The organism is Longivirga aurantiaca (genome assembly GCF_042660085.1).
Classification (GTDB): Bacteria; Actinomycetota; Actinomycetes; order S36-B12; family CAIYMF01; genus Longivirga; species Longivirga aurantiaca.
On the sequence record NZ_JBHSTI010000008.1, the window covers coordinates 2,089,902 to 2,116,403 of the forward strand.

At 71.6% G+C, this 26,502-nt stretch carries 27 protein-coding genes, 2 tRNA genes and 1 pseudogene; 15 read left to right on the top strand and 15 right to left on the bottom strand.

Annotated features, from left to right (window positions below):
- The 5 genes from ACFQGU_RS13940 to ACFQGU_RS13960 all read right to left on the bottom strand — a co-directional run bounded on the left by ACFQGU_RS13940 (position 1) and on the right by ACFQGU_RS13960 (position 7,988).
- Positions 1-2,187 (bottom strand): PKD domain-containing protein, encoded by a 2,187-nt coding sequence (locus tag ACFQGU_RS13940; RefSeq protein WP_386767659.1) that lies wholly within the window; start codon positions 2,185-2,187, stop codon positions 1-3.
- 102 nt (positions 2,188-2,289) lie between these two features.
- Positions 2,290-4,638, bottom strand: coding sequence for a PKD domain-containing protein (locus ACFQGU_RS13945; RefSeq protein ID WP_386767661.1), 2,349 nt, complete (start codon positions 4,636-4,638; stop codon positions 2,290-2,292).
- Positions 4,639-4,842: 204 nt separating this feature from the next.
- Positions 4,843-5,790 (bottom strand): hypothetical protein, encoded by a 948-nt coding sequence (locus ACFQGU_RS13950; protein WP_386767663.1) that lies wholly within the window; start codon positions 5,788-5,790, stop codon positions 4,843-4,845.
- 264 nt (positions 5,791-6,054) lie between these two features.
- Entirely contained in the window at positions 6,055-6,264 is a 210-nt protein-coding gene (locus tag ACFQGU_RS13955) for a hypothetical protein (protein WP_386767665.1), read from the bottom strand.
- A gap of 341 nt (positions 6,265-6,605) precedes the next feature.
- The gene (locus ACFQGU_RS13960; RefSeq protein WP_386767667.1) at positions 6,606-7,988 is read right to left on the bottom strand and encodes a helix-turn-helix domain-containing protein; all 1,383 of its coding nucleotides are present in this window, start codon (positions 7,986-7,988) and stop codon (positions 6,606-6,608) included.
- Between the two features lie 182 nt (positions 7,989-8,170).
- Here ACFQGU_RS13960 and ACFQGU_RS13965 point away from each other — a divergent pair, with 182 nt between their 5' ends.
- Positions 8,171-8,308 (top strand): hypothetical protein, encoded by a 138-nt coding sequence (locus ACFQGU_RS13965; protein ID WP_386768319.1) that lies wholly within the window; start codon positions 8,171-8,173, stop codon positions 8,306-8,308.
- Between the two features lie 39 nt (positions 8,309-8,347).
- On the opposite strand, the gene ACFQGU_RS13970 is transcribed toward ACFQGU_RS13965, so the two are convergent.
- The 3 genes and pseudogenes from ACFQGU_RS13970 to ACFQGU_RS13980 all read right to left on the bottom strand — a co-directional run bounded on the left by ACFQGU_RS13970 (position 8,348) and on the right by ACFQGU_RS13980 (position 9,237).
- Positions 8,348-8,596 carry a hypothetical protein gene (locus ACFQGU_RS13970; protein WP_386768321.1) on the bottom strand — a complete coding sequence of 83 codons (249 nt, stop codon included), beginning with the start codon at positions 8,594-8,596 and terminating at the stop codon, positions 8,348-8,350.
- Between the two features lie 38 nt (positions 8,597-8,634).
- Positions 8,635-8,883, bottom strand: a pseudogene (locus ACFQGU_RS13975) (PAS domain S-box protein); the annotation flags it as partial.
- 108 nt (positions 8,884-8,991) lie between these two features.
- Positions 8,992-9,237: a hypothetical protein gene (locus ACFQGU_RS13980; RefSeq protein ID WP_386767669.1), complete on the bottom strand. Its 246-nt coding sequence runs from the start codon at positions 9,235-9,237 to the stop codon at positions 8,992-8,994.
- 177 nt (positions 9,238-9,414) lie between these two features.
- Here ACFQGU_RS13980 and ACFQGU_RS13985 point away from each other — a divergent pair, with 177 nt between their 5' ends.
- Complete coding sequence (locus ACFQGU_RS13985; RefSeq protein ID WP_386767671.1) at positions 9,415-10,869, top strand: sugar porter family MFS transporter; 1,455 nt, start codon at positions 9,415-9,417, stop codon at positions 10,867-10,869.
- A gap of 102 nt (positions 10,870-10,971) precedes the next feature.
- Complete coding sequence (locus ACFQGU_RS13990; RefSeq protein ID WP_386767673.1) at positions 10,972-11,280, top strand: hypothetical protein; 309 nt, start codon at positions 10,972-10,974, stop codon at positions 11,278-11,280.
- A 1-nt stretch (position 11,281) separates the two neighbouring features.
- On the opposite strand, the gene ACFQGU_RS13995 is transcribed toward ACFQGU_RS13990, so the two are convergent.
- Positions 11,282-12,499: a phosphodiester glycosidase family protein gene (locus tag ACFQGU_RS13995; RefSeq protein ID WP_386767675.1), complete on the bottom strand. Its 1,218-nt coding sequence runs from the start codon at positions 12,497-12,499 to the stop codon at positions 11,282-11,284.
- 193 nt (positions 12,500-12,692) lie between these two features.
- Here ACFQGU_RS13995 and ACFQGU_RS14000 point away from each other — a divergent pair, with 193 nt between their 5' ends.
- The 4 genes from ACFQGU_RS14000 (at position 12,693) to ACFQGU_RS14015 (ending at position 15,092) form a co-directional block, all read left to right on the top strand.
- Positions 12,693-13,133: a hypothetical protein gene (locus ACFQGU_RS14000; RefSeq protein ID WP_386767677.1), complete on the top strand. Its 441-nt coding sequence runs from the start codon at positions 12,693-12,695 to the stop codon at positions 13,131-13,133.
- Positions 13,127-13,360: a helix-turn-helix transcriptional regulator gene (locus tag ACFQGU_RS14005; protein WP_386767679.1), complete on the top strand. Its 234-nt coding sequence runs from the start codon at positions 13,127-13,129 to the stop codon at positions 13,358-13,360. The genes ACFQGU_RS14000 and ACFQGU_RS14005 overlap by 7 nt, the downstream gene beginning before the upstream one ends.
- Positions 13,357-14,397 carry an NAD(P)-dependent alcohol dehydrogenase gene (locus ACFQGU_RS14010; RefSeq protein WP_386767681.1) on the top strand — a complete coding sequence of 347 codons (1,041 nt, stop codon included), beginning with the start codon at positions 13,357-13,359 and terminating at the stop codon, positions 14,395-14,397. Before ACFQGU_RS14005 ends, ACFQGU_RS14010 begins: the two co-directional genes overlap by 4 nt.
- A 248-nt stretch (positions 14,398-14,645) precedes the next feature.
- Positions 14,646-15,092: a hypothetical protein gene (locus tag ACFQGU_RS14015; protein WP_386767683.1), complete on the top strand. Its 447-nt coding sequence runs from the start codon at positions 14,646-14,648 to the stop codon at positions 15,090-15,092.
- A gap of 264 nt (positions 15,093-15,356) precedes the next feature.
- On the opposite strand, the gene ACFQGU_RS14020 is transcribed toward ACFQGU_RS14015, so the two are convergent.
- The gene (locus tag ACFQGU_RS14020) at positions 15,357-16,715 is read right to left on the bottom strand and encodes an HNH endonuclease signature motif containing protein (protein ID WP_386768299.1); all 1,359 of its coding nucleotides are present in this window, start codon (positions 16,713-16,715) and stop codon (positions 15,357-15,359) included.
- On the bottom strand, positions 16,712-16,852 hold the full coding sequence (locus ACFQGU_RS14025) for a hypothetical protein (RefSeq protein ID WP_386767685.1): 141 nt from the start codon (positions 16,850-16,852) through the stop codon (positions 16,712-16,714). The genes ACFQGU_RS14020 and ACFQGU_RS14025 overlap by 4 nt, the downstream gene beginning before the upstream one ends.
- 257 nt (positions 16,853-17,109) lie before the next feature.
- Between ACFQGU_RS14025 and ACFQGU_RS14030 the strand changes: the two genes are divergently transcribed.
- The 4 genes from ACFQGU_RS14030 to ACFQGU_RS14045 all read left to right on the top strand — a co-directional run bounded on the left by ACFQGU_RS14030 (position 17,110) and on the right by ACFQGU_RS14045 (position 20,755).
- Complete coding sequence (locus ACFQGU_RS14030; RefSeq protein WP_386767687.1) at positions 17,110-17,538, top strand: VOC family protein; 429 nt, start codon at positions 17,110-17,112, stop codon at positions 17,536-17,538.
- A gap of 114 nt (positions 17,539-17,652) precedes the next feature.
- Positions 17,653-18,987, top strand: coding sequence for a DUF6421 family protein (locus ACFQGU_RS14035; protein WP_386767689.1), 1,335 nt, complete (start codon positions 17,653-17,655; stop codon positions 18,985-18,987).
- Positions 18,984-19,718 carry an SDR family NAD(P)-dependent oxidoreductase gene (locus ACFQGU_RS14040; RefSeq protein ID WP_386767691.1) on the top strand — a complete coding sequence of 245 codons (735 nt, stop codon included), beginning with the start codon at positions 18,984-18,986 and terminating at the stop codon, positions 19,716-19,718. The genes ACFQGU_RS14035 and ACFQGU_RS14040 overlap by 4 nt, the downstream gene beginning before the upstream one ends.
- Entirely contained in the window at positions 19,715-20,755 is a 1,041-nt protein-coding gene (locus ACFQGU_RS14045) for a threonine aldolase family protein (RefSeq protein WP_386767693.1), read from the top strand. The genes ACFQGU_RS14040 and ACFQGU_RS14045 overlap by 4 nt, the downstream gene beginning before the upstream one ends.
- 4 nt (positions 20,756-20,759) lie before the next feature.
- Here the strand turns inward: ACFQGU_RS14045 and ACFQGU_RS14050 are convergent, their stop codons facing one another.
- A complete protein-coding gene (locus ACFQGU_RS14050) occupies positions 20,760-21,263 on the bottom strand; it encodes a MarR family winged helix-turn-helix transcriptional regulator (RefSeq protein ID WP_386767695.1) in 504 nt (167 codons plus the stop codon).
- 97 nt (positions 21,264-21,360) lie between these two features.
- Between ACFQGU_RS14050 and ACFQGU_RS14055 the strand changes: the two genes are divergently transcribed.
- Positions 21,361-21,936: an NADPH-dependent F420 reductase gene (locus ACFQGU_RS14055; protein WP_386767697.1), complete on the top strand. Its 576-nt coding sequence runs from the start codon at positions 21,361-21,363 to the stop codon at positions 21,934-21,936.
- 83 nt (positions 21,937-22,019) lie between these two features.
- Here the strand turns inward: ACFQGU_RS14055 and ACFQGU_RS14060 are convergent, their stop codons facing one another.
- Complete coding sequence (locus ACFQGU_RS14060; RefSeq protein WP_386767699.1) at positions 22,020-24,425, bottom strand: immune inhibitor A domain-containing protein; 2,406 nt, start codon at positions 24,423-24,425, stop codon at positions 22,020-22,022.
- Between the two features lie 297 nt (positions 24,426-24,722).
- On the opposite strand from ACFQGU_RS14060, the gene ACFQGU_RS14065 reads away from it, so the two are divergent.
- Positions 24,723-24,920 carry a hypothetical protein gene (locus ACFQGU_RS14065; RefSeq protein WP_386767701.1) on the top strand — a complete coding sequence of 66 codons (198 nt, stop codon included), beginning with the start codon at positions 24,723-24,725 and terminating at the stop codon, positions 24,918-24,920.
- Positions 24,921-25,020: 100 nt separating this feature from the next.
- Here ACFQGU_RS14065 and ACFQGU_RS14070 read toward each other — a convergent pair.
- Positions 25,021-25,095, bottom strand: a tRNA-Ile gene (locus tag ACFQGU_RS14070).
- 92 nt (positions 25,096-25,187) lie between these two features.
- Between ACFQGU_RS14070 and ACFQGU_RS14075 the strand changes: the two genes are divergently transcribed.
- The gene (locus ACFQGU_RS14075) at positions 25,188-26,180 is read left to right on the top strand and encodes a diguanylate cyclase domain-containing protein (RefSeq protein WP_386767703.1); all 993 of its coding nucleotides are present in this window, start codon (positions 25,188-25,190) and stop codon (positions 26,178-26,180) included.
- Positions 26,078-26,308 (top strand): EAL domain-containing protein, encoded by a 231-nt coding sequence (locus ACFQGU_RS14080; protein WP_386767705.1) that lies wholly within the window; start codon positions 26,078-26,080, stop codon positions 26,306-26,308. Before ACFQGU_RS14075 ends, ACFQGU_RS14080 begins: the two co-directional genes overlap by 103 nt.
- 51 nt (positions 26,309-26,359) lie before the next feature.
- On the opposite strand, the gene ACFQGU_RS14085 is transcribed toward ACFQGU_RS14080, so the two are convergent.
- Positions 26,360-26,431 (bottom strand) — tRNA-Asn (locus tag ACFQGU_RS14085).
- Positions 26,432-26,502: the final 71 nt, after the last annotated feature.

Consider the following 26,502-nt stretch of genomic DNA (forward strand, 5'->3'; position numbering starts at 1 on the left):
TCAGGCGCGCGCGGTGAAGGCCGCGCTCGCCGGTGACGCGACGCTCCAGCCCGCCCCGTTGTGCGCACGGACCACGCAGCTGTAGCGCGCGCCGGCGACGAGGGAGCCCACCGTCCGCGTGCGGGGCTGCCCGAAGCCGAGAGTCGGGTCCGAGACGGCGACGTACGCCGTGCGCGTGCTGCCCGGTGCCCTGCAGACCACCTGGTAGGTGTTGATCGGGAGCCCGCGCGGGTCCGGGACCATCCAGGTGAGCAGCACCTTCCGCCCGGACGGCACGCTGCGCGTGGGCCGGGCGATGCGCACGGGCGTCGCGGTCACCACGGCGTCGTACGGGCCGGCGGCCGTCGACGGATGGTCCACGACGTCCGTGCCCGCGCCGTTGCTGGCGGTCAGCGTCACGCGGTACGTGCCGGCCACGGCGTACTCGTGCACGACCGCCCCTCCCGGCGCGGCGCCCTCGAGCGTCGTGCCGTCGCCGAAGTCCCACGTGATCGAGTCCGGCTCCCCCGTCGAGGTGTCGGTGAGCTCGAGGGCGAGCACGGACCTGCTCGGCTGCGTCATGGTGAAGCTGGCCACGGGCGGCACGCCCACCGCGATGCTGCGCGTGACGGTGGACGCCGGGCCGTTGGCGTTGTCGACCGTGAGGCGCACGACCACCGTGCCCGCCCGCGCGTAGGTGTGCGTGGGGTTGCGCTGGGTCGACGTCGTACCGTCGCCGAAGTCCCAGCGCCACGACGTCGGGCTGCCCGCGGACCGGTCGGTGAAGGCGAGCTGCCGCGTGCTGCCGCCCAGGACGGTCGCGCTGGTGAACGCGGCGAGCGCCGGTGCAGCGCTCGAACCGCCGAAGACCCTGTGCCAGTAGCGCGCAGACACCTCGGTGGCCGCGAGGATCACGACGCCCGACGTCGACGTCGCGGTCTGCCGCGTCGAGGTCACGTTGTTCATCGTCGCGTTCGTGACGTCGCGCAGCACCGGCGTGCCGGCAGCCGGGAAGACCAGGCCGGAGATCGTGGAGTCCTTCTCGTAGATCGTCCCCTCGAACCCGGCCCCACCAGCGGTGGACGGCGCGGAGTAGAACACCCGCAGCTCGTCGCTGCCGGGGCCGATCTCGACGATGGGCCGCGTCGCGGCCTCCGCCACGGTGGCGATGGTCGATGTCGTCCACGCGCCGTCGGCCGGCGTGTAGACCGCCGCCACCAGCAGCGGACCGTCCGGGAGCGGGAGCGGGGAGTCGTTCAGGCTCGTCTTCACGACCGCCACGACGCGCCGCGCCGGGTCGCCGGGGATCGCCCTCAGGTTGAGGTGGTCGTCGGACAGGAGCGGCCCCGAGATCACGGGCGTGGCCGTCCAGGTGGCGGCCGCGTCGTCGCGCCGCGCCGACCACGTGGTGCCGGTGACCTGGTTGCTCCACAGCAGCGTCGTCACGCCGTCGGCCGAGACCACGGTCGAGATGTCGTCGCCGTGCAGGGTCGTGGCTGAGGCCGACTCCGTCGCCGTGAGGTTGGCCATCGTGGGGATGAACGGCGCACCGAACGAGACCGCGCCCGCGTCGGCCGACCCGGTGGTCTGGGCGAGGAAGAGGCGGCGGCCCTGCGTCCAGGTGGCCCACATGCGCCCGGCACTCGTCTGCGCGATGGTGAGCGACTCTGCGGACGACGGCGTGATCGTGACGGGGAAGCCCTCATCGGGGGTCCAGGTGGCGCCGTCCCACGAGTAGCGGAACAGCCGGGCCGGCTGGGCGGTCGAGGTGGCCGTCGAGCTCGACGCGACGGCGTGCGAGGCGACGAACAGGTGCGAGCCGTTCCACAGGACGTCGGCCCGCGTCGCACCACGGGGGTCGAGGTCGACGCCGGTGTCGACCCACGTGCCCGACGCCCGGTCGAGCCGGTTGATGCGGTAGCCGCCGGTGGTCGCGGACGCCATCGACGCCCACCACCAGCCGGCCGCGAACCACAGCTTGCTCTGCGGCTTGGCGGCGGTCGGGATCGTGTTGGCGAAGCCCGCCACCGACGCCCCGCGGGTGCCCAGGTCGCCGGTCGCGGCCCGAGCCGACGACGGGGCGGCGACGAGCGCCGCGGCGGCCAGGGTGACTGCGAGGAGCGCAGCCATCACCCCGCGCGCACGGGCGTGGATAGAGGTCGGACGATCCGCCAGCACCCACGGCACGGTGGGCGATCCGCCGTCCATAGAGGAGACGGTACGTCAGCGACGCCTCGGCGGGGTGGCATCGCCCGACACAGCGACGGGCGCCCTCCCGCAGGAGGACGCCCGTCGTGCTGGTGCGTTCGGTCAGGCGCGGGCGGTGAACGCCGTCGACGGGGCCGACGGGATGTTCCAGCCCTTGGCGTTGTACGCCTTCACGGTGCAGGTGTACGACTTGCCGGCCGTGAGCGACACGACCGTGGCCGTACGGACCCGGCCGATCTGGGCAATGCCGTCCTTGGCCGTGACCACGGTCGACTTGATGCTCGAGCCCGAGCGGCAGAGCGCCTGGTACTTGGTGATGACCAGGCCGCGCGGGTTCGGCGCCTTCCACGCCACGACGACCTTCTTGCCGGCGAGGGCCGTGCGGGTCGGCTTGGCGATCTTGGCCGCGGTCGCGTTCACGGTGAAGTAGTAGACCGAGACGGGCTTGGTCGTCGGGTGGGCCACCCAGTTCGAGCCCACCCCGTTGGTCACCGTGAGCTTGATGCGGTACTTGCCGGCCTTGGCGTAGGCGTGCCGGACCACCGTGGACCCGACCGGGTAGGTCACCGTGCGGCTCGTGCCGTCGCCGAAGTCCCAGACCGCGGTCTGCGGGGCGCCGGTGGAGACGTCGGTGAGCTCGAGGAGCAGCCGATGCCGGTCCGGGAACCTGTACGTGAAGCGTGCTGCCGGAGCCTGGCCGACGACGACCGTCTTGGTGACCGAGTCGGTCGCGAAGCCGTTGTCGACCTCGAGGGTGATCGTCTTGGTGCCCGCCGTGGCGAACGTGTGCGACGGGTTCTCCGCGGTGCTCGTGCCCTCACCGGGACCGAAGTTCCAGGTCCAGCTGGTCGGCTTGCCGAGCGAGGTGTCGGTGAAGTCGACCGTGAGGCCGTCCGCGTTGCCGACCTCGTCCGGGATGGTCGAGGTGAACGCCGCCACCGGGGCGCGGAACAGATCGTTGAACCAGTAGCGGCGGGTGATGCTCAGCGGGTTCGCGTTGAGGTTGGCCACCGTGGTGTCGGTCGCCAGCACCATCGTGCCGTAGGTCCGGTTCACGATCTGCGCCGAGACGGTCGGGTCGGACAGGCCGTCCGGCTTGCTCGTCGTGGCGCCGGCGGTGTTGGCCGAGTTGGCCATCACGACGTCGGCGGCCGAGGCCTCGAACGCGCCGGAGAGCGGCACGCTCACGTGCTCGATCACGCCGATCACGTTGGTGTTGAGCGACGGGTCGTCCGGCACCGAGTAGAAGACGTCGACCTTGCGACGGCTGTTGTCGAGCGAGATGACCGGGCGGGTGCCCGCCTGGCCGACGGTGGTGACCGTGGTGTCGGCTGCGAGGTCGACGTAGCCGGCGTTCTGGTCGGTGAGCGCGGTGCCGCCCGAGCGCGGCTGCAGCTTGAAGACCTGCAACAGCGGGTCGTTGGGGTCCACCACCCGCGGCGTCACGCCGTCCGGCTCGACGGTGTCGTCGAGCGAGGTCTTCACGACCGCGTACACCGGCGAGGTCAGGCCCGAGGTCGGGTCGGTGACCAGCGCGAGGTGGTTGTCGGCGCTGTCGGCGCCCGAGGTGAGCCGGGTGCCGAAGAAGTTGCCGGTGCCGAAGCTGTCGCCCACGCGGTGGCGCGCGACGTAGAAGCCCTCGTTGCCCACGCTCTGGTTGCTGAACATGATGGTGACGAAGCCGTCGGCGGCGGTGATGGCCGAGACGTCGTCGCTGGTCAGCGTGGTGGAGCCCAGGACGTCCGGCGCGAGCAGCGTGTTCTTGGTCCACTGCACGACGAACGGGGTGACGAAGGTCGGCGGGGTGACGCCGTTGGCCGTGCCCCTGGTGTTGGTGGCGTACGGGCGACGGTTGTAGGTGTAGGTCGCCATGACCTTGCCGTCGGTCAGCTGCGCGATGGCGAGCGCGGACAGCCCGCGGCCGACGATGGTGACGGGGAAGTTCTCGTCGAGCACCCAGGTGCCGTCGACGAGCGAGTAGCGCATGAGCTTGGCGTCGTTGTCGGCGCCGGCGGTGGTCGGGAGGCTCGTGGTGTTGCGCTCGGTCACGACGTGCGTCGCCACGAAGAGCTTGTTGACAGCCCCGTTGTAGAGCGAGTCGGACGACGTGCCGTTGCGGGAGTCGATGACGACGTTGGTGTCGGTCCACGTCGGCGTGCCGGTCTCGCGGCCGTCGAGCCGGTGGATGCTCGTGCCCGTGCTGCCCTGGTTCTGCATCGCGGCCCACCACGTGCCGCCGGCGTACCAGACCTTGTGCTGGTTCTTGGCCGCGGTGGGGGGGGTCGGCAGGGACGACAGCGTGCCGTTGACCTGCAGCTGCACCTGGCCGCTGTAGCCGACACTGGCGACCGCCTGCGCGACGGTGGGGACGGCGACGACGAGACTGACAGCAAGTGCGGCGGTGACGCCCAGTGCTGCCAGCGCGCGCCCGCGCCTCAGGACAGTCTTCATGCGGGGTTCCTCCGTGGTGTGACTCGCCCGCTCGACCACGGACGTCCCGACGATGGTAAGCGCCAGGTTCACCCGCTGTTTACCCCGTCACCCGTTCGACGCAGCACACCGGCCGAACGGACCTCACGCTCCGACAGGTGGGGGCGCAGGGCGAGGGCCCCGCTGCGCGACGTGAGCGGAGCGGGGCCCTGACGATGCCGGCGGCTACAGGTAGCCGGGCGAGGTGTAGGCGAAGCCGCCCGACGAGCCGTACTTCGTGGTCGGCTTGGTCGTCTTCACGTAGGGCCAGGCGGTGCGGCTGGGCCACAGGCCCGACGACTGCCGGGTCGAACCGGTCACGTGCACGAGGCTCGTGCGGATCGGCCAGTCGGCGCCGTCGCGCCAGAGCAGGTAGGCGGCGTCGCGCCCGTCGATCCAGACGCGGCGCAGGTCCCACGTGCCGAGGGTCACCGAGGCGTGCTGGGTCGGGGTGAGGAACAGGCCCTGGTACTGCGTCGAGGCGAAGAGGCCGTCGACCAGCAGGGAGCGCGGACCGCCCCAGGCCTGCACCACGTCGGCGTGGTTGGTGCTCTGCGACCCGGAGAGCAGCGAGCTCATCCAGACGTTGAACAGGCGCAGGTATCCGTCGGGCATCGAGACGTTGATGCCCTCGGTGAGCTTCTGGGTCGAGCTCGACATGAAGCGGACGCCCTCGACGTGCAGGATGCCGGTGGTGTCGCGGAAGTACGCCGCGCGCTTGACGACGTCGCCGCTGCTGTCGCGCCAGCCGTAGCCGACGTCGACGGTTCCGCCGATGACCACGACGTTGTGACCGCCGGTGATCCAGAGGCCGCGCGCGTTCTTCCAGGCGCGGGTCTTGGGCAGCACGATCCGGTAGTCGCGGGAGGTGCTCAGCTTGAGCTCGCCCATCTGGTCCTTCACCACGATGGTGATCGGGTTCGACAGGGTCGGGGGGCGGCGCGGCAGCTTGGGGCTGGTGATGGCGACCGGGGTCAGCGTGGTGGCAGTGGCGGTGGCGGTGGCAGTGGCCGTCGCGGTGGCTGCGGAGGCCGTCGGCGTGCCGGGCGTCCCGGGCCCGACGGCGACGGCGCCTGCGGCGAGCAGCGCGAGGGTCCCGGTGATCGCGCCGATGCGCGTGGTCGTCCTGGTCATGCTCCTCCTCCAACGGGGTGCTGCGCGTCGTGCGGGTCGCACCCTTCCTGGATCGGCACGACCGTCGTGCGGGCTGGTGTGCGGAGCCCGGGTCGTTACCGTTCCGTGATCGGGGGTGAGCCCATCACGGACCCCGGAAGCACGTCTACGACCCGTCCGGTGAGCGAGACGCAGGCCTCTGACCTGCGACGACCGGTCCGCCTCGGGCCCGGTGAACGGTCCGACGGTCACCGGGAGACCCCTCACCCGTTCGGCCCAGCCGTATCAGCCGTCCCACCGACCCCAGCGGCCCCGGCAGCCCTCGGCTCCCGACCGCCGTCGGAGGAGCGGGCGGATCAGGAGCACCCGCACGACGCCGAGCACGAGGATCGCGAGCGGCACGGCGACGAGCACGACACGCGTCGAGTCGGTCGCGGAGATGTCCGCCTCGGCCAGGAGCTCCTCGGCGCGGGTCGCGTCGCGGTCCGCCGCCACCTGCTCGGGAACGACGTACGACGGCAGGATGATCGCGGTCCACGGGCTCGGGCGCCTCGAGGTCTTCCCCCATGACCACGTCGACGACCTCGCCGAGGCCGTCGAGGATCCCGGAGTCCTCCTCGGAGGGTCCGGTTCTGCGCTGCCCGGGTTCTGCGCTGCCCGGGTTCTGCGCTGCACGGGTTCTGCGCTGCCCCGATCTGCGTCCCTCGGGCCTGCGCTGCCCGGGTTCTGCGTCCCTCGGGCCTGCGCTGCTCGTACCGCTCATCCCGCTCCGCGTCGCGTCGTTCGCCCGCGCGGCAGCGGGTCGCGCCCGGGGCCGGGGCGCGGTCGTTCTCGGGTCAGACGCGGGTACGGCGACGGGCAGCAGGTCTCGGCCCGTCGACCGCGACGGGCAGCACTCGCGGAGCGGCGAGCCCGACGAGGTCGAGCGCCCGCTGCATGGCCTCGAGCGCGCGCGCCGGGTCGCCGATCCGCTGGTAGACCTCGGCGAGCTGCCGCCACGCCTGTGCGGCGTACCGCGAGGCGTCGGACGACTCGAGCGAGGCCGCGGCGTCCTCGAGCATGCTGACTCCTGCCGCCTCCTCCCCCAGCGCCACCGACGCGGCTCCGAGGAGCACCAGCGAGTGCGCCCGCTCGAGCCGCTGGTCGACGTCGAGGCGCTCGAGCGAGGCGGCCGCGTGGCGGCGCGCCACCTCGGGCCGGCCGAGCAGCAGCTCGGCGCGGGCGAGCTCGGACAGCACGGGGCCGAGGAGCATCGACCCGGCGTGCTGGCGGACCTCGGGCAGCAGCGACCGCAGCTCGGCGCGCGCCTCGGTGGCGCGCGGCGGGTCCTGCTGCAGCAGGATCCAGGCCCTCGTGTAGCGCAGGCGCGTGCGGACCATGAGATCGCTGCCGACGGCCGCCAGGGCCGAGGCCTCCTCCACCAGCCGCATGCCCTCGCCGCCGAAGCCGCGCTCGGTGGCGTTGATCGCGGCGTTCCAGAGCGCCTTGGCGCGGTCGTCCGGGGATGAGTCGGCACCGAGCCGCTCGATCAGGTCGTCGAGGATCACCTGCGCGCGCACGAGGTCCCCCCGCTCGGCGTACACCCCTGCAACCGTCGAGACCAGTGCCGCGAACCCCGGTGCGTGGTCGATCCGGAGGTCGGCACCGCGACGAAGCGCCGCCTCGCCGAGGTCGACCGCGCGGGCCATGTCGCCCTGCTCGCGGTAGAGGCGCAGCAGCGAGACGCTCACGCCGACCCAGGGCAGTCGGGCGGGTGCGGACTCGGCGGCGGTACGCATCGTCTCGAGCAGCCGCAGCGCCTCGAGCAGGTGGCCCTGCCGCTCGAGCGCGGCTGCCCGCACCTCGGCGGCATGGAAGAGCTCGGGTTCGGCGACGAGGGCAGCGGCGTCGGAGAGCCGCGGCTCCCACGGCGCGAGCAGCGCCAGCGCCTCCGCCGGGTTGCCGAGCCCGAGCGCGGCCTGCGCGAGCAGGAGGTCGTGCCGAGGCCCTGCAGCGGCGTCCGGCGCGAGCGCGGTCGGGGCGACGCCGAGGCGCCCGGCGAGCAGGGCGACGACCGCGGGCGTCGGGTCGCGGCGCCCGGACTCGAGGTGGCTGACGTAGCTGGGCGAGAGGTCGTCGCCGGCGAGGGCCGTCTGCGAGAGACCTGCGGCGAGCCGGGCACGGCGCAGCCGGGAGCCGAAGGTCTCGACTCCCGCGTCGCGATCGGCTCCTCGAGCCACGTCGACCCCTCTCGCCCACTCGGTCGAGCGGCGGCGACATCCAACCACCGTCACGCGCGCCCACCCCCGTGGGGCGCGCGTGACGGTGGCCCTATCGAACTATGACCAGTTTATGACTCACTTGTCACGTTGTGTGTCATGACTCGCCCGGTCGGGCGAGTCCGTCCTTCGTGGAGGTCCTCATGAACGTCACCCGCCGCACGCACGTCCTGCTCGCCGCCGCGCTCGCGGTCGCGGCCGCCCTCGGCCTCGTGACCGCCGGCCCGCCGGCCGCCCCCGAGCCGACCCTCGTGGCCGGCGGGTCGGGGCACTGCTGCTGAGCGGCCCTCGCGGCACGGGCCTCGCGGCAGGCGGCGGGGTCACGGGATCGGGACGACCCGGCCCCGGCCCTGCTGCGTGCCGCCGTACAGCGCGGCGTCGGCCCGCGCGGTGCCGCCGCCCTGGCAGAGCATGCGCATGCGGACCGCCCTCGGCGAGCCGTCGTGCATCGCGGCGAGGTTCGACATCGCCCAGGCGAGGTCGCGGGGATCGATGAAGTCCGTGCCCGGCCGGTCGACGACCTCGGAGGCTCCCAGCCGAGGATGTCGAGCACCCCCGCGGACGTCCACAGGACCGTGCCGTCGGCGAACTGGGCGAAGGCCTCCTGCGCGGCCACGAGGTCGCGGGCGTCGGTGAAGCCGAAGCCGCTGCGCCCGATCACCTCGGCGGCGGTCCATCCGAGGAAGCGCTCGCTGCCGTCCGAGATCCAGTCGACGACGCCGTCCGGGGTGATGCGGAAGACGACGTCCGTCGCGTTCTCGGCCAGGACGCGGTACCGCTCCTCGCTGGCGAGAAGGCCGTCGGACCCGTCCGCGCAGGCCTCCGGCTGCCCGCCGCAGATCGGGCACACCTGCACGCCCGGCCTCCCGGAGGAGCTCCCACCTCGGAGTGGGGGCGGAGCCCATCACGCGCCGATTCTCGACCGGCCCGACCTCCGGATGCGTGCCGAGCCGGAGGCCGAAGCTCAGGCGGGGCTGCCGGGATCCGCGTCCGTCGCGGCGGCCTCGGCGGCACGCGGCAGCCCGTCCGTCAGGTCGATCACGGCCGGCTCGCGCAGGTCGACGACGTCGCGGTGGACCGGCACGGCCCGTCGGTAGATGTGGGCGTACTCGGCCGCGTGCGCATCGCACGCGGTGTCGACGCTGTTGTGGGAGTCGCGGTCCGAGAGCAGGTACGTCGTGGCCTCGGCACCGCACCAGCTGCAGTGCATGTCGCCTCCAGTCCGACCGGGGACGCGGGCACCCGACGAGCGGCGGGCGTCCTGATACCAGTGCAGCACCTCGCGGCCCTGGACGCACGCACCACGCGGGATCGTGCCGCGACCGAGGCCGGGCGAGTGCGCCGGTTTCCTGGGAACGGCGCGCCGCGCCGGTCCATGATCGTCGCCATGTCGAGCGCAGCCCCTGCTCAGTCCACCGCCGGCAGCAGCCACCGGGTCGTCTCGGTCGCAGCGGTCGCCGCGCTGGGTGGCTTCCTGTTCGGCTTCGACTCGTCGGTGATCAACGCCGCGGTGCCGGGGATCGTCGCGCAGTACGGCACGTCTCCGACGCAGACCGGCTTCGTCGTCTCGATCGCCCTCATCGGCTGCGCCGTGGGCGCCTGGTACGCGGGCCGCGTGGCCAACCGGCTGGGCCGGCCCCGCACGATGCAGGTCGCAGCGGTCGTGTTCATCGTCTCGGCCATCGGTTCGGCGTTCCCCGGAGGCGTGACCGGCCTCATGCTCTGGCGCTTCGTCGGCGGCCTCGCGATCGGCGCGGCGTCGGTGATCGCACCGGCGTACATCGCCGAGATCGCGCCGCCCGCGCTGCGTGGCCGCCTCGGCTCGCTGCAGCAGCTCGCGATCGTCACCGGCATCTTCGTGGCCCTGCTGTCCGGATGGGCGATCGCGACGGCCGCCGGTGGGGCGAGCCAGGACTGGCTCCTCGGGTTCGAGGCGTGGCGCTGGATGTTCCTCGTCGAGGTCGTCCCGGCCGTCGTCTACCTGCTCGCAGCACGCACCATCCCCGAGAGTCCGCGCTACCTGGTGGCCACCGGACGGTCGGACGAGGCGCGCGCGGTGATGGCGAGCATGGGGCAGGAGATCACCGACGACGACCTCGCGACGATGCAGCGCCAGCTCGAGGGTGAGTCGGCGCAGAAGCTGAGCGACCTGAAGGGGCCGAAGTTCGGCCTGCTGCCCGTGGTCTGGGTCGCGATCATCCTGTCGTCACTGCAGCAGCTCGTCGGGATCAACGTGATCTTCTACTACAGCAGCATGCTGTGGCAGGCCGTCGGCTTCGCCGAGGACGACTCGCTCAAGATCTCGGTGATCTCCGGCGGCATCAACATCGTCGCCACCCTCATCGCGATCGCGTGCATCGACCGGTTCGGACGCCGCCCGCTGCTGCTGCTCGGCTCGGCGGGCATGTCGGTGTCGCTGGTGCTGCTCGCCTACCTCTTCGGCACTGCGCCCGTCATCGAGGTGGCGGCGACGTCGACCTGCGCGGACCCCTGCATGCAGCCGACGCTCACCGGCGCGTCCGCCACCCTCGCGCTGATCGCTGCGAACGGCTTCGTCATCTTCTTCGGCTTCTCGTGGGGCCCGGTGGTGTGGGTGCTGCTGGGCGAGATGTTCCCCAACCGCATCCGCGCCGTGGCGCTGTCGGTGGCGGCCGCCGCCCAGTGGATGGCGAACTTCCTCGTCTCGACCACCTTCCCGCCGCTCGCGGCGACCGGGCTCGGGCTCGCGTACGGCATCTACGCCTTCTTCGCGGTCGTCTCGCTTCTGTTCGTCTGGCGGGTCGTGCACGAGACCAAGGGCCGGTCGCTGGAGTCGATGGACGCGGAGTACTCGTCCGCCTGACCGGTCAGACGTGCCGGAAGCGCTCAGTTCCTGGCCGGATGCGCATGCACCCGGCCCCTGCCCCCCTGCGACCGTGGCGGCGGGGAAAGGGAGGGGATCCAGATGCCCATGCCCCGTGTCATCGCCGACGAGCCGTTCACCGTCGAGCTGCCGGCCTCGACCGGGGGCGCCATCTACGTGCGGGCCTCGTTCGGCGAGATCGAGCACATCACCGCCGTCCACCCCCTGGTGGAGAAGACCGGTCGCACGCTGCTGCTCGTCTCGAACCACGCCGGGTTCAGCGAGCAGGTGGAGTTCTTCCGCGACACGCTCGGCGACTCCGCCGGCATCGACGGCGAGCTCGAGGCGGCGGTCACCGACGTGCTGTGCCGCGCCCTGCTCGACAGCACCGCTGCGATCGGCGAGGCCTGACTCAGATCGCGCGGAACGCGACCGCGTCGACGACCTCGCGCTCGTAGTCGTCACTGCGTCGGTCGAGCCGCACGAGCGGTCCGCCGATCGTCTTGCGCACCCACAGCGTCGTCGAGGTGCCGCTGTCGAGGCGGATCGCGGTGACGGCTCCGAGCTGCTTGAGGAGCCCGGCGAACTGGTGCACCGAGACGCCGCCCCACGAGCTGCCGAACTGCTTGCCCGCGATCGCGACGACGAGCATGTTGCCCTGCGCGTCCCAGGCGATCGCCGAGCGCGGGCGCGGCTGCTCGTCGCGCGAGCTGCACGGCGCGTCGACCGCGCCGTCGCGCACGATCGCACCGCCGCTGCCCGTCGCGCCGCTCGGCTTGCTGAACGCGGTGGCCGGGTAGCCGGCGTACCGCGTGGTGCCGTTCGCGCCGTACCAGAGCGTGGCCGGGTCGCCGACCTTGACCTTGGCGAGGAGCGAGGCGGCGCCGCTGCCGGTGCGCGCGGTGAGGAACTTCTCCCACGTCGCCGGGCGCCGAGATGCTGCCGTGCCCGTGAGGATCTTGGTGACCTTGGTGCCCGCGACGACCACGACGCGCGAGCCCGCCGGGTGGGCGCGGGTTCCCCAGGCGTTCGTGTAGACCGCGACGCCCTGGCTCGGCAGCATCTGCCAGTTCACCGAGCCCACCATCGCGCTGCCCGCGCGCGTGCTGAAGCTGCCGGCCAGGTCGAAGGCTCCACCGGTGATCGTCTTGTTGACCGAGTCGACCGCGATGCCGCCGTACAGGCCGCCGGAGTACGCCTGGCGCACCAGCTTGCGCAAGACGCCCTTCGAGATCTGCACGCGGTCCGGGATGCCGGGCACGCTCGGGTCGAACGTGCCGCCGTTGAGGACGACGACGGCGTTGGGGTCGCCCGCGACCATCGTGGAGACCCGGGCGGCGCGCGCGACGGTCGGCGAGGTCACGACCGTCGGGGTGAGCGACGCCTTCGGGATGCGCACGACGGCGAGGCGGCGGTCGCCCTCGGTGAACGAGCGCGTGTTGGTGTCCCAGATGCGCACGGTGGCGCCGCCGGGCAGGGAGTACGACGAGACCGGTGCCGAGGCGAGGATCGCCGGCGTCGGCTTGCAGACCACGGCGGCGGCCGGGTTGGCGGGCGTGGCCGACAGCAGCGTGACGGACAGCGCGGCGACGCCGAGGGCGGCAGCGGCGGTGCGGGTGCGCGAGCGCATCGAGGTCCTTCTCGTCGTGACGTGCGGCTGCCCCGGCAGGCGGCCCACCGGCGTTATCGACCCTGGGCGCGGAGGTCTGAAGCGACCGCCACCCGTTCGCCGACCACGCCCATGTCAAGAACCTTTGACATCACGTACAGCATGCTTTACCTTCTGCGTGTCAAGCATTCTTGACATCGACGAAGGAGGAGCCGTGGGCTTCGAGGAGCGGAACACCTGGTCGTTCCTGGTGATCAGCGTGGTGTCCTACGCGACGTACGTCGTGCTCGTGCTGCGGTCCGCCGCCGGCGGTCCGCTCGTGGACGCGCCGTACCAGCGCTACCTGCTCGGCACGATCGGCTTCGCGATCCTCGCGGCGATCATCTCCAGCATCGCCATCCGGATCGCCATGGCGGTGCGGACCGGCAAGGAGGACCAGGGCGCCGACCAGCGCGACCGAGAGATCTCGGCGTTCGGCTCGCGCATGGGCCAGTCGTTCATGGTGATCGGCGGCCTCGCCGCGATGCTCATGGCCCTCGCCGAGTGGGACTGGTTCTGGATCGCCAACGTGATCTACCTCTGCTTCGCGCTCTCGGGCCTCACCGAGTCCATCGCCCGCATCGCCGCCTACCGCGGAGGGCTCCCCCAGTGGTGAGGCCCACGCGGGTCACCAACCGCATCCGCGCGCTGCGCTTCGAGCACGGCGAGATGACCCAGGCCGAGCTCGCGAAGAGCATCGGTGCCACCCGCCAGACCGTCATCGCCATCGAGCAGGGCAAGTACTCCCCCACCCTGGAGATGGCCTTCCAGATCGCAGCCGTCTTCGGCGTACCTCTCGACGACGTGTTCCAGTACCCCACCAGCTTGGAGAGCACCCCATGAAGGCCTTGACCCAGTCCGCGTACGGCTCGCCCGACACCTTCGTCGTCCGCGAGCTCCCCGCCCCCAGCGCCGCCGCCGACGAGGTGGTCGTGCGCGTCGAGGCCGTCGGCCTCAACGCCGCCGACTGGCACCTGTTCCGCGGCAAGCCGTACGCCGCCCGCGCCGCCTTCGGCCTGCGCCGTCCGAAGAATCCCGTCATGGGCTCGGACGTCTCGGGCGTCGTCGTGCAGGTCGGGTCCGACGTCACGACGTTCGCCGTCGGCGACGAGGTGATGGTCGAGGCTCAGCGCGGCGGCCTCGCCGAGCTCGTCGCGGTGAAGGCGACGCACGTGGCGCGCAAGCCGGCGTCGTTCACCTTCCTCGAGGCGGCCACGCTGCCGCTCGCCGGCGGCACCGCGCTGCAGGCGCTGCGCGACCACGGCAAGGTCCGGGCCGGAGAGAGCGTTCTCGTGATCGGCGCGTCCGGCGGCGTCGGCACCTGGGCGGTGCAGATCGCGGTCGCGCTCGGCGCCGAGGTGACCGGTGTGTGCAGCACCCGCAACGTCGACCTCGTCCGCTCGCTCGGTGCCGCGCACGTCGTGGACTACACCGCGACCGACGTGCTCGCGGCGGGCACGACGTACGACGTGGTGATCGACATGATCGGCGACGTCCCCCTGCGCGAGTGCCGCCGCCTGCTCTCCCCCGGCGGCCGCTACGTGATGGTCGGCGGTGGCGAGGGCGGCCGGATCCTCGGCCCGGTGTTCGGTCCGATGGGCCGCACGTTCGGCACGTTCGTGCTCGGCCGGGGCGGCGAGAAGCGCTCGCTCAACGCGGCGATCGCCAAGCGCGACGGTGCCGACGTCGAGGTGCTGCGCGAGATGGCCGACGCCGGATCGCTGAAGCCCTCGATCGAGAAGGTGTACGCGTTCGACGACGCCCGCGAGGCGCTCGCGCAGATCGAGACCGGCCGCGTCGCCGGCAAGCTCGCGATCGCCGTGGGGTCGTACGCCGCCGAGCAGCACGCCACTGCCGGCGACGAGGCGTCCACCACCTGACCTCGTCGACCTGCCCGGCGCTCCAGGTCGCACATGCGCCACCGCGAGCAGGGCAGCCCCTCACTGCGGCGGGACACGCGGCAGGCAGAGGTGGACCATGGAACCGTGCGGGCCTCGACCCGTCGGGGCTGGCGTGTCTGCGCGCCGGACGGCCTTCCCACCGTCCACGACGGCAGGTGCGCCGTCGCACCGTCGACCGGACCGACGGCCGCAGGCACACGGCGGGCGAGGAGAGAGGTGGGTGCGCCATGACGACGATCTCCGAATCCACGCAGCTGCTTCCCACCGGGGAGACACGGCGGCAGGTCGCGCGCGAGTACGGGCTTCGCGTGCTGCTCCCCGGCCTCGGCGCCCTGCTGCTGGTCCCCATGTTCGGCCCGGTCAGCGTGGTGCTCGACTGGATCGTGTACTCGATCCTGTGGGACACCTACGGGCTGGCGAAGACGGTCTCGAACTGGGTCATGCTCGCCGACCTCGTCGTCGGCGGCGCCCTCGCGATATACGCGCTCGTCAGCACGGTCCGGCTCGGACGAGTGCATCGCGGCGACCGGCTTCATCACGCGGACAACCGCGCTGGCGCCTGGCACGTCGGATCCGTCGTGCTGCTCGTGGTGCTGATGCTTGTCCCGGTCGCGCTCGTGCTGCTCGCCTTCGCACTCGCGATGACGTTCAGCATGATGAACTCAGGCCTGTGAAGCCGCGGCTGCGAGCGCCGCGCGTCGGTTCCCGTCGGTCTTGCTGAAGGCGAGCGCGAACGGCACGTCAGAGCGCGATTTGGTAGTGGAAAGTCGGGGCAGAGCGCGAGATTCCACTACCAAATCGGCCATCCGCGGCGACGCCGACTGCCGGTTGCTTCTCGCGGTGTCGCCCGTGCCCGGACATGGCACAGGGACCGCTCCCTGTCGGGTGGTGCGGTCTGCCTGCGGTGCTGATCGATCCCGAGTGCGGCCTGCCCTTCCTCAGGGCCGGGTTCGGACGGGGACGGGGTCGGGTGGGTCGACGGTGAGCCAGGTCGGGCATCCCGGGTCGATGCCGGGGTTCTTCACGATGGTCCAGCCGCCCTCGTGCACCGCGTGGTGGTGCTTCGCGCACAGGAGCGTGAGGTTGTCGAGGTCGGTCGCGCCGCCGTGCTCCCACTCGGTGATGTGGTGGGCCTCGCACCACCCGACCGCGATCCGGCAGCCCGGGAACGCGCAGTGCCGGTCCCGCAGGTCCAGCGCCCGACGCAGGCGGGGTGGGACGGTGCGGTAGCGGCGGCCCTCGTCCCAGACGTGGTGCCGACGGCGCAGCAGCCGCGCCGAGCCGGGGTGCAGCTCGCAGCCGGCGATCGGGTGCAGCAGCCCGAGCCCGTGCTGGGCCTGGGTGTGCGCCGACCGATACGCAGCGCCGTGGCAGGGGATGCCGTCGTGGTGGTGGGCGTGCCGGTCGGGGACGGACCCGATGACGCCGATCTCGGTCACCGACGCGTCGCACAGCATCCGCTTCACCGTCTCGGCGTTGACCAGCACCGGGGACGACATCCCGGGGACGGTCATCTCGCCGGGGAACCCGGCGTCGAGGTCGTCGACCGTGGTCGCGATGGTGACGTGGGGTCGGACGCCGTGGGCGCGGCCGACCATGCCGTTGGTCAGCCACAGCTGCACGAGGTGGTTCAGCGACAGGGCGTCCTGGTGCGCGGCGGCGATCCGGCGCCGCCGCTCGTCGACCGCGGCGTCGCCGGTGGGCTGCTCGTCCGGGGTGAGGGATCCCGATCGGTACTTCGCGTCGCGCATCCGATCGAGCAGCACCTTGAGCGCCGCGCCGTCCTCCAGGGTGAGGGCGCCCTTGATCACGAACTGGTCCCCGACCTGGGTGACGGTGAGGAACTGGCCGGCCATGGCTTCTTCCTCGCGGCGGGCCGCGGCCTCCGGGTCCAGGATCTCCTTGAGCACGGCGGCGGCGCCCGCGACCTCCTCCACCGAGCCCTGCTCGGCGATGGGGAGGAGGTAGTCCTCGCAGAACGCCCGCCACTGCACCCGGTCGTCGGCGGTCCTGTCCGCGATCGCCGCCTCGCTGCCGCGCACCAGGGCAGCCGCCAGGTCGGGGGTGACCCGGCCCGCGACCAGCGCGACCCGGGTCGCGGCATAGGACCGCAGCGTGCGGGCGCCGGAGACCACGCTGCTGGCCCTGCCCGGGGCCATGCCGGTGCGCTGGGTCAGGAACGCCGTCGTCGACCCGAACCCCGCCGACGCCAGCACCCCCGACGCGTCCAGGCGATCGACCGCGACGGTCCCCAGGGCGTGGGCGGCGTCCCGGACCGCGAACAGCTCCGCCGTCAGCTGGGCAGACCCGCCAGCTGCACCTCAGACACGGCACCCGAACCGGCCAGCACCGACGCCTCGGCAAGCAGGCCCCGCGCACCCGCGACCAGGCGCGCGAACTCCACCGCCGGATCGACGAAGGTGGCCTGGGACATGACCCCATCATGCCGACCACCTCCGACAATGCACCGACCACCGACAGGCGATATCCACAGCAACCACAGGCGAATCCGGCCGCACCCCGACTTGGTAGTGGGAACTCGCGCCCTGCCGCGACTTCCCACTACCAAGTCGGCGGGGCCATGCCTCAGCACTCGCCCTTGATGACGAAGTAGCTGCCGCGGATCGTGCCGGCGAGCTTGGACTTCCGATCGGCACGAACGACGACGCCCTCGACGTCTAGCGTGGCGGGATGGCAGCCCGCACCCCGTCGCCCTCGCCCTCGCTCGATCTCGTGACCCTGCTCGTCGACGACTACGACCGGGCGATCGCATGGTTCACCGACGTCCTCGGCTTCGAGCTGGCGGAGGACTCGCCGTCGCTCACGAACGACGGCCGCCCCAAGCGTTGGGTGGTCGTCCGCCCCTCCCCGGAGGCCACCGGGTTCCTTCTCGCCGTCGCCGATACCGAGCAGAAGCGCACGGCGCTCGGAAACCAGACCGGCGGCCGCGTCGGCTTCTTCCTGCGCGTACCTGCCTTCGAGGCCTCCCTCGCGCGGCTGCGTGCGGCGGGTACGCCGGTCCTCGGCGAACCGCGCCGTGAGGAGTACGGCCAGGTGGTGGTCGTCGTCGACCCGTTCGGCAACCGGTGGGACCTCGTGGGGCCGCGCAGCAACCGCTGACCGGACAGCAGACGGCGGGTTTGGCGGAACAGGGTTGGCTAACCTATTCTTGCGGTCTGCTCGCGCTCAGACGGATGTTCTTCCTGTCTGAGCGCCTGATGACCGGAGGATCTGTTGACCACGACGTACGCCGCCCCCGCCTCGGCCCTGGCCACGAGCGCTGCCTGGCTCTCGCTGAAGGCTGCGGTGGAGGACCTCCGCGCGAAGCAGGCCGCCGACGGCTCGATCCCCGATGCCGGCGCGCACGCGTGCGCCGCGCACCTGGTCGAGGCGGTCGTGGCCGGCGTCGAGACGCTCTCCCCCGAGCTGCCGCACGACAAGGCGTACCACGTGGCGCTCGTCGACGACCTCCGTCGCTGGGCCGCCGAGGGCTTCGGCACGCCGGACTTCCTCGACTCGCTGGTCGCGTTCGACTCGATGGCCCAGCGCGCCGACGGCCTCGAGCACCTCGTGCTCTTCCCGATGCTCACCCAGAACGGCAGCACCGAGCGCAAGCTCGAGGCCGTGCTGCTCAGCGTCTTCTGGCCCGAGTGGGTCGCGCGCATCGAGGCCGAGCAGTACCGCAACGACAAGTTCGTCCCCGTGACGTTCACCGACTTCACGGCTGGCTACGACACCCACAGCGCCGTGCTCTTCCCCGAGACGGTCGCCGTCCGCGAGGTGCCGTCGTTCGAGTGGGGCGCGATCTTCTGCGACCGCGAGGCCGCCCGCTTCCGCCGCGTCATCGGTGCCGCCGTCGAGACGCTGCGTATCGAGCTGCCCGCCGACGCCGCTCCCCTGTTCACCGACCAGCGCGTCGCGCAGGAGACCTTCGTCCTCTGGGACCTCGTGCACGACCGCGCCCACATGCGCGGCGACCTGCCGTTCGACCCGTTCCTGGTCAAGCAGCGCCTCCCCTACTGGCTGTATGCGATCGAGGAGCTGCGCTGCGACCTCACCGCCTTCCGCGCTGCGGTCGCGCTCGAGAAGCAGGGCGTCGAGGGTGCGCGGCGCGTGCAGTACGCCGTGATCCTCGACCGCTGCCTGCGCTTCCCCGTGAGCGGCACGCGCAACCGCAACTACGACAGCGTCGGCGGCCAGCTGCTCTTCGCGGCACTGCGCCGCGAGGGTGCGCTCTCGTGGTCCGACGCCACGCTCACCATCGACTGGGACCGCGTCGCGGTCGTCGCCGAGGCGCTGCTCGCGCGCATCGAGGACCTCTACCGCACGAGCATCGACCGCAACAAGGCGAGCCACTGGCAGGCGACGTACGACCTCGTCAGCGAGTACGTCGAGCCGCACGTCGCCTCCACCTGGCAGCACGGGCTTGCCGCGATGGGCCCGCAGGCGACCACGAAGGAGTACAACGACTCCGTGCTCCCCGACGAGTTCCCCCTCAGCATGTTCTTCGAGATCCTCGCCAAGAAGGTCTCCCCCGTGGTCGAGTCCGCACGCGGGATCCGCGCATGAGCGCCCTGGGCGCGGGCTCGCTCGTCGTCGTCACCGGCGCGGGCGGCCCCGCGGGTACGGCGATGGTGCGGGCACTGATCGAGACCGGAGCCCACGTGGCAGCGGCCGACCGCACGCAGAGCAAGCTCGACGCCCTCGGTGCCTCGCTCGGCGACGGCGCCGCACGCTTCCGCGGCACGGCCGTCGACCTCCTCGACTCCGCTGCCGTGCGGGCCTGGGCCGACGCGGCAGCGGCCTCGCACCCGAGCGGCGCGCCGCGCGTCGACGGCGTCATCCACCTCGTGGGCGGATGGCGCGGCGGCAAGGGCTTCCTCGACAACACCGTCGCCGACTCCGAGCTCATGCTCGACCTGCTCGTGCGCACGCTGCAGCACGTGTCGCTGGCCTACCACGACCACCTCGTCGCCTCGCCCCGCAGCGAGTTCGTGATCGTGTCGGCCGCCGCAGCCGAGAAGCCCACCGCGGGCAACGCCGCCTACGCCGCCGCGAAGTCGGCAGCCGAGGCATGGACCGCCGCGCTCGCCGACTCGTTCGGGAAGCTCGCGCCCGAGAGCGCCGCCGCGACCACGCTGGTGGTCAAGGCCCTCGTGCACGACGAGATGCGTGCCGCCGACCCCAGCAAGACGTTCCCCGGCTACACCGACGTGGCCGACCTCGCCGCCGAGACGGTGGCGCTCTGGTCCCTGCCCGCGGCAGAGGCCAACGGACTCCGGAAGGTGCTCGTCCCGTGACCAGCTTCGCCAGCGACAACTACAGCGGCGTCCACCCCGCCGTCCTCGACGCGATCGCCGCGGCCAACGTCGGACGCGAGCCCGCCTACGGCCGCGATGCGAGCACCGTGCGCCTGCAGGAGACCTTCCGCCGCCACTTCGGCGAGCAGGCCGAGGCGTTCCCCGTCTTCAACGGCACCGGTGCCAACGTCGTCGCGCTCGCCGCGATGACCACGCGCTACGGCTCGGTCGTGTGCACGTCCACCGCGCACATCCATGTCGACGAGTGCGGCGCCCCGGAGAAGGTCGGCGGCGTCAAGCTGCTCACCATCCCGACGTACGACGGCAAGCTCACGCCCGAGCTCATCGACCTCGAGGCGCGCGGCATGGACGACGTGCACCGCGCGCAGCCGCAGGTCGTGAGCATCACGCAGACCACCGAGCTCGGCACGGCGTACACGGTCGAGGAGATCCGCACGATCTGCGACCACGCGCACTCGCTGGGCCTCTCCGTGCACCTCGACGGCGCGCGGATCGCGAACGCGGCTGCGCACCTCGGCGTGCCGCTGCGCGCGTTCACCACCGATGCCGGCGTCGACGTCGTGTCGTTCGGCGGCACGAAGAACGGCCTCATGCTCGGCGAGGCCGTCGTCGTCCTGAACCCCTCTGCCGCACCGAACCTCGACTACATCCGCAAGTCGAGCACGCAGCTCGCGTCGAAGATGCGCTTCGTCTCCGCGCAGCTCGACGCGCTGCTCGGCACCGACCTCTGGATCGAGAACGCCTCGCACGCCAACGCGATGGCGCAGCGCCTCGCCGCCGGCCTCGAGGGCCTCGTCGAGATGCCGCGGCCCGTGCAGGCCAATGCCGTGTTCGTGCGGCTGCCGCAGGCAGTCATCGACGACCTGCGCACGACGTACGAGTTCTACGACTGGGACGAGACGGTCGGCGAGGTGCGCTGGATGACCGCGTGGGACCACACGGCCGACGAGGTCGACGCCTTCGTGCGTGATGTGCGTGCCGCGCTCGCCCGGGCCGGGGCGCCCGTCCCCGCCTGACGGCTCAGGACCCGGCGGTCATCGGGCCGGTGATGCGCTGGCTCGGATCGACGTTCTCGAGGATCGAGTCCGCGATCGCGGCCAGCTGGGCCAGCTGCTCGCGGGTCAGCCCGTCGATCACGTAGTGCCGCACGGCGTCGAGGTGGCCCGGGGCGGTGTCGACGACCTTCTCCCAGCCGTCGGCCGTGAGACGCGCGTTGGTGGCCCGCTTGTCCTGCGGGCAGGGGAACCGCTCGACGAGGCCGCGCGCCTCGAGCCGCGACACGACGTGCGAGAGCCGCGAGAGCGACGCGTTGGTGCGCTCGGCCAGGGCCGTCATGCGCAGCGTGCGGTCCTGCGCCTCGGACAGCATCGACAGCACCCAGTACTCGAAGTGGGTCAGGTCGGCGTCGCGGCGCAGCTGCGCGTCGAGCGCCGCGGGCAGCAGCTCGACCACCGCCGCGGTGCGGATCCACGCCGCCATCTCCTCGCGGTCGAGCCATCGGGGCTGGGGCGCGCGGCTGCTCATGGGCACATCGTAGCCATTACTTGACGGAACAACCATTCCCCTCTACGGTGTTACTTGAAGCGACAAGCAAAGCCACTCACCTCTCAGGGAGCACCTCATGGCCAGCATCACCATCATCGGCAAGGGCAACATCGGCTCGGCCGTCGCCACGATCGCCGCCAAGGGCGGGCACGACGTCCAGGTCCTCGACACCGACACCCCCGACACCGCCATCACCGGCGATGTCGTCGTCCTCGCGGTCCCGCACCCGGCCGTCGCCGAGATCATCGGCGCGCGCGGCGAGCAGCTCGCCGGCAAGATCGTCGTCGACCCGACCAACCCCGTGAACTTCGAGACCTTCGACGGCCTCGTCGTGCCGGCCGACTCGTCCAAGGCCGCCGAGATCGCCGCCGCGCTGCCCGACTCGAAGGTCGTCAAGGCGTTCAACACCAACTTCGCGGCCACGCTCGTCTCCGGCACGGTCGGCACAGACCCCACCACCGTGCTGCTCGCTGGCGACGACGCCGACGCGAAGGCCGCGGTCGCGGCGATCGTCGCCGACGGCGGCCTCGCGGTCATCGACGCCGGGTCGCTCAAGCGCGCCCGTGAGCTCGAGGCCGTCGGCTTCCTGCAGATCACCCTGGCCGCAGCCGAGAAGACCAGCTGGGTCGGCGGCTTCGCCGTCGTCGCCTGACGCAGCACCGCACGCACGAAGGGCGGGCCAGGACCTCACGGTCCTGGCCCGCCCTTCGTGCTAGAGGCGTGCTCCCCTCGACGTCACTTCGTCGAGGTGAGCTTCACCCACATCGACGTCTTGTTCTGGTTGATCACACGGATCCTGACGCCGGCGTTGGGCACCTTCACGCCCGCACCCGGAGCCTCCGCGTACCAGTAGGTGCGGCTGTCGTCGAAGACTGGCTGCGCCTTCTGGCTCTTGATCTTGTTGAGCTCGCTGTTCAGGTGCAGGTAGAGCGCGTCCGTGCGCTGCACCGAGAACGGGGCGTCGTACACCTGCACGCGACCACGCCACGGCGTGCCGTCGTTGCGGAGCAGGGGCACGGGGTGCGAGTCGATCGGGAGGATCAGGCCCTCGCCGGGGTGCTCGCTCTTGTTGTTGTCGTTGAACGAGGTGTCCCAGTACGAGATGAGCAGGCCGTCCTGGTACGGGAAGTGCTCGACCTTGTTGGTGTTCACGTCGTTGAACCCGAAGTTGTACGGACCCGTCTTCAGGTAGACGTCGTACGACGTGTACGCGCGGTACGAGGCGATGTAGTAGTGGTTGTACGGCGCGGTCGAGGAGGCACCGACGGCCGCGAAGCCGTCCGAGGTCCAGCCGTTGTCGCCGCTCTCGGCACCGTCCGAGAACACCGTGTTCGCACCGGCGGTGACGGCGATGTCGTCGGCGAAGAAGCCGATCCCACCGACGGCGCCGTCGGTCGCGTAGCGGAAGCGCAGGTCGACCGTCTTGCCGGCGTACGCCGACAGGTCCACCGTCGCCGGCACCCAGGCTCCGTTCGAGGAGCCGTCGATGCCGTTGTTCTCCGCAGGCTGGGTGACGCCGGCAGCGGGCAGCGACTTGAAGCCGGTGCCGTCGTCGACCTCGATGTACGCGTAGTCGCACGGGGTGTCGCCGCAGTCCTCGACGTCCCAGTTGGCCTGGAACGTGAGGGTCGCCGCCGGGCTGGCGGGCACCGCGACCGAGCGGGTGAGCGTGTTGTTCAGGTCGTCACCCGATCCCGACCACCAGGAGCTCGCACCCGACTTCGGCGGCACGAGATCGATCGTGACGTCCTTCGGCGGGAGCACCACGATGAGCGACTGCGGCAGCGCGGTGTTGTACTCATGCGGGCCGAGCTTCAGGGTCGTGGTGTCGCCTGCGAAGGCGACCCGGTAGTCGAGCCACCCCAGCTGGAGCTTGTCCCAGGCCGAGAGGTCGGCAGAGCGGGTGCCGATGCCCTGGTCGCCCGGCTTCCACACACGGCTCTGGGCCATGAGGGTCCACCAGTCGACGCCGTTGTCGCCGCCGCCCGCCGTGTCGTAGTGGTCCGGCAGACCGAGGTCGTGGCCGTACTCGTGCGTGAAGACCGACAGGCCGCCGTTCTCGGGCTGGATGGTGTAGTCGCCGATCCAGACGCCGGTCTCGCCGATCTGGGTGCCGCCGAGCGGCGCGGCCGCGGGGCCGTCACCCTCGGAGCCGTCGAAGAAGGCGTACCAGCGGTGGCTCCAGATGGCGTCCTCACCCTGGTACGGGTCGCCATCGGCCTCGTCGCCACCGGCGTGCACGATCTGGAAGTGGTCGATGTAGCCGTCGGCCTCGTTGAAGTTGCCGTCGCCGTCCGCGTCGTAGCGGTCCCACTGGTCGAAGGTCGCGAGCTCGGCGGCGATGTCCGCGTCGCTGCGGCCGGCGGCCTTCTGGTCAGCGACCCACTGGTCGGCGGCGTCGCGGATGAGGGCCCAGGTGTTCGTGCAGACGATGTCGCCGCAGTCGTTGCGACCGTAGCGGGCCTCGTTGTACTTCACCTTCACCCAGTTGCTGACGGTGCCGTCGACGCTGTAGCGGCCCGAGCTCTGGCGCTGGTAGTAGGTCTTGAGCGACTCGACCCCGTACCCGGTGCCGAAGTACATCTTCTGGAAGAACGCCTGGTTGGAGTCCGCCTGCCAGACCGTGGAGTTGTCGGACGTCGCCGGCTTGGGGATCTGGTTGTGCAGCGGGCCGTCGAAGACGGTCGGCCCGGGGGTGTCGGGGTCGGAGTCGACGTCGGGGTACGCCGGGTCACGGTCGTTGCCGAACTCGGCGAGGATCACGAAGATCTTGTCCGTCGTCTCGCGCGCGAGCTCGACGTAGTTGTGGGTCCTGTTGACGCTGTACCCGGACGACGCGCGCCGCGACGACGCGTTCGCCGCGGTGGCCGACGCTCCTGGGCCGAGGTCGACGACGGTGCTGCCGCCCCGCTGCACCGGAGTCGCCGTGCCGTCCAGGACCGCCTGCAGAGCGGCCTGGCGCTCGGCGCGACGCTTGTCCTCGAGCGGGTTCGGCAGATCATGGTTCTGGCCCTTGGCCGTGGACACCGCGGACGGTGCCTTGGCCCCGTCGGTCGATACGGCACTCGCTGCTGCTCCACCGGTGGCGATGCTTCCGCACACCAGGGCGAGCCCCAGGAGCCCCACTACGGGTCGACGCACTCTTCCCTCCCCAATTTCGGCCGGGCCGCGATGCGCCCCGGCGCAAACATGGCCACGGAGATCGTCCGTGGTCCACGCGGCAACCTAGGTGCCGGTGATGACCGCTGCCAGCACTTCGGGTCACGTTTTCGCGGCGGTGGCCGCGTGTGACCGTAGATCCTCCGGCCAGGTGACCATGGACCACCGAGAATTGCGGAACTGCCCTTCGGGTCACGGACGGCGACCGTCCGGCCAGCGGTGATCGTCGCCCCGACAGGGCTGAGGACCGTGTTCATCTTCGGGGGCTAGCGTCGAGTCATGGCGAAGTTGAGCAAGTCCGAGGCACTGGCGGAGTGGCGTGAGGCCGAGGACCGGTACCGCGCCGTCCTCGAGGTCTACCTGACCGACGGCGGCGACAAGGCGCGCATCGACAAGGACGCGGCGGTCAGGATCGCGAAGGCCCGGGCGAAGGCCGACAAGCGGCTCGACGCCTGCCTGCACCGCCTCCTCGACTGAGCCCGCCGCATCGTCGACCGCGTCGGTGTCGGGTTGGTGCCAGGGTCGGGGTCGCGCCCGGACGAGTCGCAGCAGAAGTCGTGTGTCACAACGACTTCCGTGGGGCGGGTGGGGCTCGAACCCACGACCTGACGGATTATGAGTCCGCTGCTCTGACCAGCTGAGCTACCGCCCCGGCCGGAGCAGCCTAGTAAGGACCAGGCACCAGCTGGGTGACGTGCGCCGTTGACCTCGCAACCAGGCGCCCTCCGCACCTAGCCTCGGGGCGTGCACGAGGGGGATCGCCGCCGCGCCGGGCGCGCCGCACGCACGCCTGACGTGCGCGGCGAGCTCGTGCGCCGCTCCGCCCTCGCGTCCCGGTCGATCCTCCTCATCGGTCCGCCCGCTGCGCTCACGCTGGCGTTGCTCACACCGGACGTCGACCTCACCCGGGCCGTGCTGTTCGTGGTTCTGGAGACCGCCACGATCGCGCTCGCGATCCTCGCTCTCACGGCCCTGCTCCGCGCGCTCGTCCGCGAGCCCCGCAGCGCGACCACCGTGCCCTCCGTGGTGGCGCTGCTGCTGTCGGCGGCCATGTGGCCCGCGTCCTTCCTTCTCCTGCAGCCGTCGGACCCCCAGGGGGCCTACCTCGGCATCACCTTCTGCATCGCCGCGGCCGCGACGTCGTTGACCGCGACGTCGGCGTACCGGCCGTTCTTCCTCGCGCTCACCCTGGGCAACCTCGTCCCGATGACGACCATGGTGCTGATCGGCAAGGTGCCCGGTGTGTCCCCCGCGCTGGCCGTGATCGGGGTCATCTTCATCGGCGCGCTGTTCGTGAGCTTCGAGCAGTCGCACCGCACCATCCTCGAGGCCGTCGGCGCCCGCGTGGTCGAGGAGGGGCTGTCCGAGCAGCTGTACGAGGCCAACGCACGGCTCGTCCACCGCGCCACCCACGACGACCTCACCGGCCTCGCCAACCGGGCGCTGTTCCGCGACGTCCTCGAGCGCCGCATCCAGGCCGTGCACGTCGGATCCCGTGAGCTTGCGCTGCTCTATCTCGACCTCGACCGGTTCAAGGTCATCAACGACTCGCTCGGCCACGCCGAGGGCGACGCGCTCCTGCGCGCAGCCTCCGAGCGGCTGCGCAGCGTCGTACGCGGCGACGACTCGCAGTGGTGGCATCGGTCGCCGCGCTCGGCCGGCGCCTGGGGCTGCACGTCACCGCCGAGGGGGTCGAGACCCAGGCGGAGCTCGACGCCGTGGTCGCCGAGGGTGTGAGCACCATCCAGGGCTACCTGTTCTCCCCGCCGGTCAGCGGCGAGGTGCTGCTCGGCTGGCTGCGCGACGGGCCGCCCTGGCTCACCGTCGACCCCGTTGGGACCGCGCTCCGTCGCCGCCACGACTGACCCTGGGCAGCGCGAAGGCGCCACCCCGGAGGATGGCGCCTTCGTCGTCTGCTCCCGCGTCTGGATTCGAACCAGAAACCGCCCGATTAACAGTCGGGAGCTCTGCCGTTGAGCTACGCGGGATGGTGCACGGCTCGCCCGATCCCTCGGTGGAGCAGCCCGAGGAGGATAGCAAGACCGGAGGGCCCGACCGA

Bases quoted from the DNA above. Each gene is read 5' to 3' on its own strand.
- ACFQGU_RS13940 (WP_386767659.1), bottom strand. From the start codon at position 2,187: ATGGACGGCGGATCGCCCACCGTGCCGTGGGTGCTGGCGGATCGTCCG.
- ACFQGU_RS13945 (WP_386767661.1), bottom strand. From the start codon at position 4,638: ATGAAGACTGTCCTGAGGCGCGGGCGCGCGCTGGCAGCACTGGGCGTC.
- ACFQGU_RS13950 (WP_386767663.1), bottom strand. From the start codon at position 5,790: ATGACCAGGACGACCACGCGCATCGGCGCGATCACCGGGACCCTCGCG.
- ACFQGU_RS13965 (WP_386768319.1), top strand. From the start codon at position 8,171: ATGAACGTCACCCGCCGCACGCACGTCCTGCTCGCCGCCGCGCTCGCG.
- ACFQGU_RS13980 (WP_386767669.1), bottom strand. From the start codon at position 9,237: ATGCACTGCAGCTGGTGCGGTGCCGAGGCCACGACGTACCTGCTCTCG.
- ACFQGU_RS13985 (WP_386767671.1), top strand. From the start codon at position 9,415: ATGTCGAGCGCAGCCCCTGCTCAGTCCACCGCCGGCAGCAGCCACCGG.
- ACFQGU_RS13990 (WP_386767673.1), top strand. From the start codon at position 10,972: ATGCCCATGCCCCGTGTCATCGCCGACGAGCCGTTCACCGTCGAGCTG.
- ACFQGU_RS13995 (WP_386767675.1), bottom strand. From the start codon at position 12,499: ATGCGCTCGCGCACCCGCACCGCCGCTGCCGCCCTCGGCGTCGCCGCG.
- ACFQGU_RS14010 (WP_386767681.1), top strand. From the start codon at position 13,357: ATGAAGGCCTTGACCCAGTCCGCGTACGGCTCGCCCGACACCTTCGTC.
- ACFQGU_RS14015 (WP_386767683.1), top strand. From the start codon at position 14,646: ATGACGACGATCTCCGAATCCACGCAGCTGCTTCCCACCGGGGAGACA.
- ACFQGU_RS14025 (WP_386767685.1), bottom strand. From the start codon at position 16,852: ATGTCCCAGGCCACCTTCGTCGATCCGGCGGTGGAGTTCGCGCGCCTG.
- ACFQGU_RS14030 (WP_386767687.1), top strand. From the start codon at position 17,110: ATGGCAGCCCGCACCCCGTCGCCCTCGCCCTCGCTCGATCTCGTGACC.
- ACFQGU_RS14040 (WP_386767691.1), top strand. From the start codon at position 18,984: ATGAGCGCCCTGGGCGCGGGCTCGCTCGTCGTCGTCACCGGCGCGGGC.
- ACFQGU_RS14050 (WP_386767695.1), bottom strand. From the start codon at position 21,263: ATGAGCAGCCGCGCGCCCCAGCCCCGATGGCTCGACCGCGAGGAGATG.
- ACFQGU_RS14055 (WP_386767697.1), top strand. From the start codon at position 21,361: ATGGCCAGCATCACCATCATCGGCAAGGGCAACATCGGCTCGGCCGTC.
- ACFQGU_RS14065 (WP_386767701.1), top strand. From the start codon at position 24,723: ATGGCGAAGTTGAGCAAGTCCGAGGCACTGGCGGAGTGGCGTGAGGCC.